At 67.7% G+C, this 9,883-nt stretch carries 9 protein-coding genes, 1 pseudogene and 1 riboswitch; of the genes and pseudogenes, 5 read left to right on the top strand and 5 right to left on the bottom strand.

The features are described 5' to 3' along the window. The first annotated feature begins 401 nt into the window (after nt 1-401). The gene (locus RZR99_RS23435) at nt 402-1,040 is read left to right on the top strand and encodes a hypothetical protein (RefSeq protein ID WP_323122164.1); all 639 of its coding nucleotides are present in this window, start codon (nt 402-404) and stop codon (nt 1,038-1,040) included. Nucleotides 1,041-1,134: 94 nt separating this feature from the next. Here the strand turns inward: RZR99_RS23435 and RZR99_RS23430 are convergent, their stop codons facing one another. The 5 genes from RZR99_RS23430 to thiC form a co-directional block, all read right to left on the bottom strand. Beyond that, the gene (locus RZR99_RS23430) at nt 1,135-2,415 is read right to left on the bottom strand and encodes a sensor domain-containing phosphodiesterase (protein ID WP_323122163.1); all 1,281 of its coding nucleotides are present in this window, start codon (nt 2,413-2,415) and stop codon (nt 1,135-1,137) included. A 266-nt stretch (nt 2,416-2,681) separates the two neighbouring features. Beyond that, on the bottom strand, nt 2,682-3,614 hold the full coding sequence (locus RZR99_RS23425; RefSeq protein ID WP_323122162.1) for a DMT family transporter: 933 nt from the start codon (nt 3,612-3,614) through the stop codon (nt 2,682-2,684). 146 nt (nt 3,615-3,760) lie between these two features. After that, entirely contained in the window at nt 3,761-4,090 is a 330-nt protein-coding gene (locus RZR99_RS23420) for a hypothetical protein (RefSeq protein WP_323122161.1), read from the bottom strand. Nucleotides 4,091-4,288: 198 nt separating this feature from the next. Further along, a complete protein-coding gene (locus RZR99_RS23415) occupies nt 4,289-4,501 on the bottom strand; it encodes a glycine zipper 2TM domain-containing protein (protein WP_323122160.1) in 213 nt (70 codons plus the stop codon). A 249-nt stretch (nt 4,502-4,750) separates the two neighbouring features. After that, complete coding sequence (gene thiC, locus RZR99_RS23410) at nt 4,751-6,682, bottom strand: phosphomethylpyrimidine synthase ThiC (protein ID WP_323122159.1); 1,932 nt, start codon at nt 6,680-6,682, stop codon at nt 4,751-4,753. A 118-nt stretch (nt 6,683-6,800) separates the two neighbouring features. Beyond that, a riboswitch (TPP riboswitch) is annotated at nt 6,801-6,918 on the bottom strand. Nucleotides 6,919-7,157: 239 nt separating this feature from the next. On the opposite strand from thiC, the gene RZR99_RS23405 reads away from it, so the two are divergent. From RZR99_RS23405 to RZR99_RS23390, 4 genes and pseudogenes are all read left to right on the top strand, one after another. Further along, on the top strand, nt 7,158-7,409 hold the full coding sequence (locus tag RZR99_RS23405; protein ID WP_323122158.1) for a pentapeptide MXKDX repeat protein: 252 nt from the start codon (nt 7,158-7,160) through the stop codon (nt 7,407-7,409). Nucleotides 7,410-7,539: 130 nt separating this feature from the next. Further along, nucleotides 7,540-8,325, top strand: a complete 786-nt coding sequence (locus tag RZR99_RS23400; RefSeq protein WP_323122157.1) for a DUF1223 domain-containing protein — start codon at nt 7,540-7,542, stop codon at nt 8,323-8,325. 73 nt (nt 8,326-8,398) lie between these two features. Continuing rightward, nucleotides 8,399-9,025: pseudogene (locus RZR99_RS23395) on the top strand (cytochrome b/b6 domain-containing protein); the annotation flags it as partial. Between the two features lie 15 nt (nt 9,026-9,040). Further along, nucleotides 9,041-9,832, top strand: a complete 792-nt coding sequence (locus RZR99_RS23390) for a molybdopterin-dependent oxidoreductase (RefSeq protein WP_323122156.1) — start codon at nt 9,041-9,043, stop codon at nt 9,830-9,832. The last annotated feature ends 51 nt before the right edge of the window (nt 9,833-9,883 follow it).

The raw sequence follows: 9,883 nt of genomic DNA, 5'->3' as shown, positions 1-9,883 counted from the left end.
CCGCAACGGGGGGACGTCAGGCTCTTTCCGCTCCGAAAATCCCGTAGCAGAACGAATTCATCACGCGTGCCGCCGCGTGCGCGCGCATCGGTGCGTTCGCCGACCGCTCTCTGCGCCGACCGGTCCCGCGCGTTCGAAACGGCCGACCGCGGCCGGCGTCGCGCCGAGCCGAGATGCGCCGCCTGAAGGGCGGCGCATTGCCCGCCGGCTCATTCCTGACGAATCGGATGCGAAATGCCGTCCGCCAACTGACAAATCCGCTACGGATCTAGACGAATCGCCACGTTCATTTCGTTTCGCGTCAGCAAGAATGCGTCGCTGAAGTCGCGCTCCGCCTCGTTTTGCGGCGCGGAGGCAATGACGGACGAATGGCGGTTCATGCGGGTGAGCAGGTGGATACATTGGACAGGGTAGACGGCAAGCCGGTTCTGGCGACGCCCGTGGCGTTGCCGCTTCGCGATGTGATCGACGGGGTCGTGCATCGCAGCGTCTCGGAATCGACGACGAAGGACGGATACATGCGCTGCGCCGACTACGCGATCGTCGGTGCCCGCGTGCTGACGCTGCTGACGCACGTCCCTTACCGGCCGTTCGCGGGCGGCGAGGTGATGGATTTCGGCGGCGGCGCGCTGTATGTGCTGTGCTCGACCCGCGAGCGGCGCCGCGACGCGAAACACCTGTCGCAGCTGTCCCGCTACCACTGCTGGATCGAAGCGAAGCACACGCTGGCGGACGGCGCCGCGAGGACCGAGATCGTCGACTTCACGATGCGGCACGACCCTGTCGTCGCGCGCGAGGTGGGCATGCCGTTCTCGCGCACGACGCAGGGTTTCCTGTGGGTGTGGGAGGACGAGGATACGGTGCCGCCCGAACTGCGGGATCATGCCGCCTTCATCAAGAAAGGGCCGCGCTGGCGATGGGCGGAGCGCGAATGCACCGCGTTGCTGCGCGCGTATGAGAAGGAGCGGTCGAACTACTTCGATCACCAGGTCGCGCGTGCGTTGACGCTGCTGGCCGATCAGGTCGAGAGCGCTACCTAGCTAGCCTCGCATTGCCGGGCGGCTTTCGCGAGCCGCCACCGGCATCATCCTGCCGGTCGCCGGCGCCCGCCGCATGCGGGCGCGTCGGTCGCGTTCACCGCATGACCGTTCCCGCGCTGTCGAGCGCGAAATCCGCGCAGAACACCACGATATCGCCGGCGATCCGGAGGGCCACCGCCGCCGTGTAGCAGTCGCGGCCGTCGGTCAGCGAAAAGTGCGGTCCCATCAGCGCGACGCGTCCCGGCGTCGCGAGCGCGCGCTGGAAATACGGCCGGCGCGACCAGTTGCTATGGGTTTCCGGAAACAGCGGCGCGAGCCGTCCCGTTGCCGCGTCGGCCGCGATCGCGGCCGACGTGACCGACGGTTCGTGCTGCTCGCCGCTCGCATCCGCGACGAACACGCGCCGTGCGCCCGGCGTCGCGAGCAGATGCCGCGCGGCGCCCGGCAGATCGCGATGGCGCGCATAGTCGGCCGCGGCCGCGAGCACCAGCTGCTCGATCGTGTCGAAACCCGGCTGCACGCTGTCGGCGCATTCGAGCCGGCGCGCGGCGAAGCGCTGCCAGGCGGCATCGAGGCGGGCGGGGGCGGCCGCGCAGCCGCGCGCGATCGACGCGTCGGGCCGGCCGAACAGAAAACCCTGCACGAAATCGATATCGGCTTCCATCAACACCTGCAGCGCGTCGTCGCTCTCGACGCCCTCGGCGAGCACCATCGTCCCGGACTGGTGCAGCATCGTGACGAGGTGATGAATGATCCGGTGCGAATCGTCCGGCTTCAGCGCGCGTTCGACGATCGAGCGGTCGAGCTTCACGATGTCGGGCTTCATCTGCCAGATGCGGTCGAAGTTCGAAAACCCGGTGCCGAAATCGTCGATCGCGACGAGGAAGTCGCGATGCTGGATCAGGTCGATCGTGCGCGCCAGTTCCGCCTCGTCGCGCGACGGCTGCTCGACGACCTCGAGCACGATCCGCGTCGGCGGCAGATTGAAGTGCGCGCACAGCGCCTCGATGAATTCGCGTTGCGCGGTGCCGGAGTCGAGCACCAGCGGCAGGATGTTCAGGAACAGCCAGCCCACCTCGATGTGCTGCGCGGCGAAATTGGCGGTGTGCATGCAGCGGGTCAGCCGGTCGAGGAGCAGCGCCTCGCCGTGCGCGTGGGCCCGCGCGAACAGCTCGCCCGGCGATACCGGCCGGCTTCCGGCGTCGGCCGCGCGGACCAGCGCCTCGTAGCCGACCACCCGCTTGTGCGTGATCGACAGCACCGGCTGGAACACGCTCGACAGCGTGGCGTCGCGATAGCGCGCGCACCAGCCGTCGGGGCCGCGCGCGAGCTGCGGCATCAGGCTGTCGAGCGAGAGGTGGCGGGGGGACGACATGGGGTCAGTATGAAGCGGCGCGGCGGCGGGGCGCACGCGCGGCGGAGGGAAGAACGGAGCGCGTCACGTTTGCCTCCGGCAGGTGGGATGCTGTCGAGTGTAGCGAAAGTCGGAGGCGACCGCGTATCAGGGTAACTCCAGACTCAAGTCTGACGAATCGGCGCCGGCTCGGGGCGAAATCGTTTGCGGCAATGTAAAACGGCCGGTCCGCCCGGCCGGCCGTTTTGCATAGATTGCTTAACCTAGCGCGCCGGGCGCGCCGGCGGTCAGCGAGACTGCTCGGGACGCGGCCCGATGCCCGGAAGACGCTTGATCACGCCGGTCGCGAGCGCCGTGCCGATCAGGATCACCGCGCAGCCTTCCAGCATCGCGATCGACACCTGTTCGTGCAGGAACAGCGCGCCCCACAGGATCCCGAAGATCGGAATCACGAACGTGACGGTGATCGCCCGCGCCGGTCCGACGTGCGCGATCAGGTAGAAGTAGATGAAGTACGCAACGCCGGTGCAGGCGACGCCGAGGCTCAGCACCGCGCCCCAGGACGTGATCGACACCGGCGCGGCGGGCCAGGTCGCCAGTGCGAACGGCGTCAGCAGAAGGGTCGAGCCGATCATGCTGCCGGTCGCGTTGATCAGTGGATCGACGCCGCTCAGCTTGCGCTTCGTGTAGTTCGCGGCGATCCCGTACAGCAGGGTCGCGCCGAGCGCCGCGGCGGCCGCGAGCGCGGTCGTGCCGGGCGACGCGGGATCCGCGCCGTGCGGCGAGAACACCTGGTTCCAGACGAGCATCAGCACGCCCGTGAAGCCGATCACGAGGCCGATCGTGCGCGCGACCGACAGCTTGTCCTTCAGCCACAGGTACGCGACGAGCGCGCCCCAGAGCGGCGTGGTGGCGTTGATGACCGACGTCACGCCGGCCGACAGCGTCAGTTCGGCGAAGGCGAACAGGCAGAACGGAATGCCGGAGTTGAGCGCGCCGACGACGAACAGCGCGCCCGCGCGGCCGCGCAGGTGCGCGCTCAGCTCGCGCGGCGTGAAGCGGGTCATCGCGAGCGCGATCAGGAACAGCGCGCCGATTCCGACGCGCAGCATCATCAGCGGCGCGACGCCGAACTCGGCGACGCCCACGCGGATGAACAGGAACGACGCGCCCCACAGCGCGGCGAGGACGATCAGCAGGACGGTGTTCTTGGGATTCATCGAAGCGGCGACGGTGCGGTCGAGAGAGGAGGCGAACGCATCTTACACCGCGCTATCGCGCAACGTTTCAGGTTGCGATGAAACAGCAAGAATCGGACTGGCCACCCGTCGGGCAGGCCGCGAGGCATGGGCCGGCGCGGTTCGCGTCAGCGATGACGCCAGTAGCCGCCGCGATAGCCTCCCCAGCCGCGATAGCCTCCCCAACCGCTGCGATAGCCGAAATTGAGCGAGACGGACGGTCCCCACCAGCCGCCCCACGCGGGCGCGTAGGCGGGCGCCGGGTAATAAGCGGGATAGGCCGGCGCGACGTAGGCGGGGGCGGGCGCGACGTAGGCGGGCGCCGCGGCGACATAAGGAGGCTGCTCGGTCTGGACGGGCGCGGCCGCGTAGTACCCCGCCGGGTAGTAGCCGTACGGGTAATAGCACCCGGCGAGAGCGAGGCTCGCGAAGGCGGCTGCGGCAAAGGTCTTGGTCATGATGGTTCCCCTTGCAAGGGGCGCGGGATAGCGTCGATGCTTCCCAGCTTAGGCGGGTCCCATATGAAACGCTGTGTGAAACAGTAACGGATCATTTCGGCCGCGCGGGCGGCGCCCGGAAGCCGACACGGCGCGTGCCGTTCGCGGGACGCGCCGTGCACGGGCAGGCGCCGAGGGCGGCGTCGCGCCGCGCGGGGCTTACTTGCCGACCTGGTTGCCGATCAGACCGCCGGCGGCGGCGCCGCCGATCGTCGACAGCGCGTTGCCGCCGATCGCGGCGCCGGCGACCCCGCCGATGCCCGCGCCGATCGCGGTGTTGCGCTGGCGGGTGGTCATGCTGTCACATGCCGACAGGCTGGCCATGGTAGCGACGATCACCGCGCATACCCCAATACGCCGAATCGAGTTCATGATGCTGTCCTTTATGGAAAGAGAGGCGGACGCGGCCAGTCGGCGCTGCGCCCATGCGTTGAAATCTACGTGGCCGGCTCCCGTTCTGCTGTAAGGACTTGTTAGTCTTTAGTCGGTATCGTAATCAATTGTTTCGCTTGGGGCCGCGCCCGATCCGACCCCTTCGCGGCGCGGCGGCATGGCGTGCCGCAGCCATGACAAAGCCCGCGCGAGGCGGGCTTTGTCGACAGCGGCGCAACCGGTCCGGCGTTACTGGCGGCGGTAGATTTCCGCGCCGCTCTTCACGAACTCCACCGCCTTCACTTCCATGCCTTTCTTCAGCGCGTCGGTTTCCGACATGCCCTGCTGCGCGGCGAACTCGCGGACGTCCTGCGTGATCTTCATCGAGCAGAAGTGCGGGCCGCACATCGAGCAGAAGTGCGCGACCTTCGCGGAATCCTTCGGCAGTGTTTCGTCGTGGAATTCGCGCGCCTTGTCCGGATCGAGGCCGATGTTGAACTGGTCTTCCCAGCGGAACTCGAAGCGCGCTTTCGACAGCGCGTTGTCGCGCACCTGCGCGCCCGGATGGCCCTTCGCCAGATCGGCGGCGTGCGCGGCGAGCTTGTACGTGATGATCCCTTCCTTCACGTCGTCCTTGTTCGGCAGCCCCAGGTGTTCCTTCGGCGTCACGTAGCACAGCATCGCGGTGCCGAACCAGCCGATCATCGCGGCGCCGATGCCCGACGTGATGTGGTCGTAGCCCGGCGCGATGTCGGTCGTGAGCGGCCCGAGCGTGTAGAACGGCGCCTCCTTGCACCAGTCGAGCTGCAGATCCATGTTTTCCTTGATCAACTGCATCGGCACGTGGCCGGGGCCTTCGATCATCACCTGCACGTCATGCTTCCACGCGATCTGGGTCAGTTCGCCGAGCGTCTTCAGCTCGCCGAGCTGCGCTTCGTCGTTCGCATCGTAGATCGAGCCGGGGCGCAGGCCGTCGCCGAGCGAGAAGCTCACGTCGTACGCCTTCATGATTTCGCAGATGTCTTCGAAGTGCTCGTACAGGAAGCTTTCCTTGTGATGCGCGAGGCACCACTTCGCCATGATCGAGCCGCCGCGCGACACGATGCCCGTCATCCGGTTCGCGGTCAGCGGGACGTACTGCAGGCGCACGCCCGCGTGGATCGTGAAGTAGTCGACGCCTTGCTCGGCCTGTTCGATCAGCGTGTCGCGGAAGATCTCCCAGGTCAGATCCTCGGCCTTGCCGTTGACCTTCTCGAGCGCCTGGTAGATCGGCACCGTGCCGATCGGCACCGGGCTGTTGCGGATGATCCATTCGCGCGTTTCGTGGATGTGCTTGCCGGTCGACAGGTCCATCACCGTGTCGCCGCCCCAGCGGATCGCCCACGTCATCTTGTCGACTTCCTCGCCGATCGACGACGTGACGGCCGAATTGCCGATGTTCGCGTTGATCTTCACGAGGAAGTTGCGGCCGATGATCATCGGCTCCGATTCCGGGTGGTTGATGTTCGCGGGAATGATCGCGCGGCCGCACGCGATTTCCGCGCGCACGAATTCCGGCGTGATCTCGTGCGGCGCGTCCGCGCCGAACGCGGTGGCGCCGAATGCCTGGCCCGGATGCTGGCGGCCCATCATCGCGGCGAGCTTCGCGCCGTTCGGACCGCTCGCCTTCAGGCTTTCCAGGTACTCGGCGCGGCGCTGGTTCTCGCGGATCGCGATGTACTCCATCTCGGGCGTGATGATGCCCTGGCGCGCGTAGTGCATCTGCGTGACGTTCTTGCCCGCCAGCGCGCGGCGCGGGTGGCGGTGCAGGCCCGGGAAGCGCAATTCCGCGGTGGCGGCATCCGCCGCGCGTTCGCGGCCGTATTGGCTCGTGAGGCCGCCGAGCGTCTCGGTGTCGCCGCGCGATTCGATCCAGCGCTGGCGCAGCGCGGGCAGGCCCGAGCGGATGTCGATCTGGGCGTCGGGGTCGGTGTAGGGGCCGGAGGTGTCGTAAACGTAGATCGGCGGGTTCTTTTCTCCGCCGAAGCCGGTCGGCGTGTCGGCCTGCGTGATTTCACGCATCGGCACGCGGATGTCCGGCTGCGAGCCCGTGACGTAGACCTTGCGCGAATTCGGCAGCGGGGCGATGGCGGCGGCGTCGACGCGGGCGTCGGCGGAAAGGAACTTCGGATTGGCGTTCATGCGATCTCCTGTTTCTCGGACCGGGCTGGCGCCGTGGCGCTGGCTCGGGGCCCATGCAAAGCGAATGTGGGGGCTAAGCAGGAGACTCGCGACGCGACGGGTTTCATCAGAAGAACGGCGGTGAAACCCGGACGCTTCCCTGCGCTGGCATTATCCAGATCAGGTTCAAAGGGTATTTCTCACCCGCGCACGCCGGTTGTTTGACCGAACGCATTGCAGGACCCCCGCGTTAGCAAGCGCACACGATACACCCGGACGGCGCCGGTTTCAACCGGGGACAGATCGAGTCGACCCCACGCCGGGAGAGTCGGGTACACCAGGAGGGCGGCCCGTCCGCCATGGTCCATGATGGTAGTCAGGGCGACGCGTGGCCGGCCGCGACGCCCGGCCCGCAAAAATTTTCGCGGGCGGCTGTCAGATCCGGTGTCGGCGGCCGACTATTCGGCTCCTCAACCAAAAACGATGGAGTTATCCCATGAAAAAATCCCTGATCGCCGCGTGCCTCGTCGGTTTCGCGTTTGCCGCGGGCGGCGCGTATGCGCAGAACGATGCGATGTCGAAGGATTCGATGTCGAAGGATGCGATGTCGAAGGACGCGATGTCGAAGGACGCGATGTCCAAGGACTCGATGGGCATGAAGAAGGACGGCATGAAGAAGGATCACATGTCGAAGGACGGCATGAAAAAGCCGATGAAGGACGACAAGATGAGCCCGATGTCGAATTGAGCGCGGTGCGGCAGACGCGGCGTCACGCGGTGTCCGGCCTGTCCGCCCGGCTTCGCCCGGGCGGGTTGTGTCGGCCGGAAGCCGCGCCGGTTGCCGCGTACCCGGACCCGCCCCGGACGACGAGGCTCGCATGTCACTGTTCAACCTGATCCGTTTCGGCATGGGCGCTGCCGCGCTGGCGGCGGCGTGCGTCGCGCAAGCGGGCGCAGCCTGTTCGGCCGCGAGTCCCGCCTACCGGCAGGCGCTCGTCGAGCTGTATACGAGCGAAGGCTGCAGCAGCTGCCGGCCCGCCGACGACTGGCTCGCGCGCCTGGGCGCAAGCCCGGCGGCACTGCGGATCGTGCCGCTCGCGCTGCATGTCGATGACTGGGACGGGCTCGGCTGGCGGGACCGGTTCGCGCAGTCCCGTTTCACGGCGCGCCAGAACGCGCTCGCGGCCCGTAGCGGCGGCGGTTTCATCTACACCCCGGAAGTGGCGGTCGCGGGCCGCGAACTGCGCAACTGGCGCGATCCGGATGCGTTCGAGCGGCGTCTGCGCGAGATCGGCGGCCAGCCGCCGACCGTCGACCTCGCGCTGACGGTCGCGCAACAGGGCGGCCGGCTCGCGGTCCGGCTCGCCGTGACGCCGCGCGCGGGTGCGCCCCGCCGGCTCGGTACCTATCTCGCGCTGTACGAGAACGGCGTCGTGTCGGACGTGCGGGCGGGCGAGAACCGTGGCGCGACGTTGCGCCACGAGCGGGTGGTGCGGCAGTGGCTCGGCCCCGTCGACGCGCCGCCGTCCGGCGCCGGGACGTTCGAGATCCGGCGCGAATGGCCGCTCGAGCACGTGACGGGCGGACGTTATGGCGTCGCGGCGTTCGTCGAGGACGGCGCAGGCGACGTGCTGCAGGCGGTCGATCTGCCGCTGTGCGGATAAGGCGTATAAATCCCGGAGCGCGCGGCGTGCCGCGCGCCGATTCAACTCAATCAAGGAGGTGCGGATCATGAGCGCTTCTCACGCGGGTACCGGGCCGGTCGTCACGCGGCCCGGCCGCAAGATACATCCGGCCTGGGTGCGGGTCAGCCATTGGCTCAACGCGCTCGCCGCGATCACGATGGCTTTGTCCGGCTGGCGCATCTACGACGCGTCGCCGATCTACCCGGGCTTCGAGATCCCGCGCGGCCTGACGCTCGGCGGGTGGCTGGGCGGCGCGCTGCAATGGCATTTCGCCGCGATGTGGCTGCTGTTCTTCAACGGCCTGTTCTATCTGACCATGAGCTTCGCGACCGGGCGCTTTCGCCGCAAGTTCCTGCCGCTCAGCCCGGCGGGCGTGCTGCGCGACGCGCTGAATGCGCTGAAGGGCAAGCTGGCGCACGACGACCTGAGCGTCTACAACGCGGTGCAGCGCGCCGCGTACGTGGCGGCGATCGCCGATCTCGTGCTGCTGGTGCTGTCGGGACTCGTGATCTGGAAGTCGGTGCAGTTCCCGCTGCTGCGCGAGCTGTTGGGCGGCTACGACCGCGCGCGCGTCGTGCACTTCTGGGCGATGGCGTTCCTCGTCGCGTTCTTCGTCGTGCATGTCGCGATGGCGCTGCTGGTGCCGCGTTCGCTGCTCGCGATGCTGCGCGGCCGGTAGGCGAAGGAGATCATCATGTCTAAAAACGACACGAAACCAACTGAAAACGACGGATACCGGCTCGATCGGCAGGCGCTGCTGATCGACGTACGCAAGGAACTGTCGATGCCGTCGCGCAGGCTGTTCGGCAAGCGCATCCTGACGCTCGGCGGCCTCACGATGCTGACGGGCTGCTCGCTGCAGGACGACGCATCGGTCAACGCATTCCTCGAACAGGTGTCGCGCGCGAACGATCGCGTGCAGGCCTGGCTGTTCGGCCCGCAGCGGCTCGCGCCGACCTATACGGAGGCGGACATCACGCGGCCGTTCCCGTTCAACGCGTTCTACGGGATCGACGACGTGCCCCGGGTGGCGGCCGACGATTACCGGCTGGCGGTATCCGGACGGGTGACCGGCCAGCGCAGCTGGACGCTGCCCGAGCTGTACGCGCTGCCGCACGAGGAGCAGATCACGCGCCATATCTGCGTCGAGGGCTGGAGCGCGATCGGCCGCTGGGGCGGTACGCCGTTCGGCGATTTCCTGCGGCGCGTCGGCGCGGACACACGCGCGAAATACGTCGGTTTCAAGTGCGCGGACGACTACTACGAAAGCATCGACATGCCGACGGCGCTGCATCCGCAGACGCTGCTGACCTTCGACTACGACGGCAAGCGGCTGCCGCCCGAGTACGGCTTCCCGATGAAGCTGCGGATGCCGACCAAGCTCGGCTACAAGAGTCCGAAGCACATCGTCGAGATCTTCGTGACCAACACGTTTCCGGGCGGCTACTGGGTCGACCAGGGCTACAACTGGTTCGGCGGATCCTGATCCGCCGCCGGGCGGGCCGTGCAACGCGGCCCGCCCGGCGGCGCCGCGCGT

The organism is Burkholderia alba, from assembly GCF_034721475.1.
Classification (GTDB): Bacteria; Pseudomonadota; Gammaproteobacteria; order Burkholderiales; family Burkholderiaceae; genus Burkholderia; species Burkholderia alba.
Note: the sequence above shows the minus strand (reverse complement) of the source record. Positions and strands in the feature narration are given on the sequence as shown.

Bases quoted from the DNA above. Each gene is read 5' to 3' on its own strand.
- RZR99_RS23425 (WP_323122162.1), bottom strand. From the start codon at position 3,614: ATGAATCCCAAGAACACCGTCCTGCTGATCGTCCTCGCCGCGCTGTGG.
- RZR99_RS23420 (WP_323122161.1), bottom strand. From the start codon at position 4,090: ATGACCAAGACCTTTGCCGCAGCCGCCTTCGCGAGCCTCGCTCTCGCC.
- RZR99_RS23430 (WP_323122163.1), bottom strand. From the start codon at position 2,415: ATGTCGTCCCCCCGCCACCTCTCGCTCGACAGCCTGATGCCGCAGCTC.
- RZR99_RS23405 (WP_323122158.1), top strand. From the start codon at position 7,158: ATGAAAAAATCCCTGATCGCCGCGTGCCTCGTCGGTTTCGCGTTTGCC.
- thiC (WP_323122159.1), bottom strand. From the start codon at position 6,682: ATGAACGCCAATCCGAAGTTCCTTTCCGCCGACGCCCGCGTCGACGCC.
- RZR99_RS23400 (WP_323122157.1), top strand. From the start codon at position 7,540: ATGTCACTGTTCAACCTGATCCGTTTCGGCATGGGCGCTGCCGCGCTG.
- RZR99_RS23415 (WP_323122160.1), bottom strand. From the start codon at position 4,501: ATGAACTCGATTCGGCGTATTGGGGTATGCGCGGTGATCGTCGCTACC.
- RZR99_RS23390 (WP_323122156.1), top strand. From the start codon at position 9,041: ATGTCTAAAAACGACACGAAACCAACTGAAAACGACGGATACCGGCTC.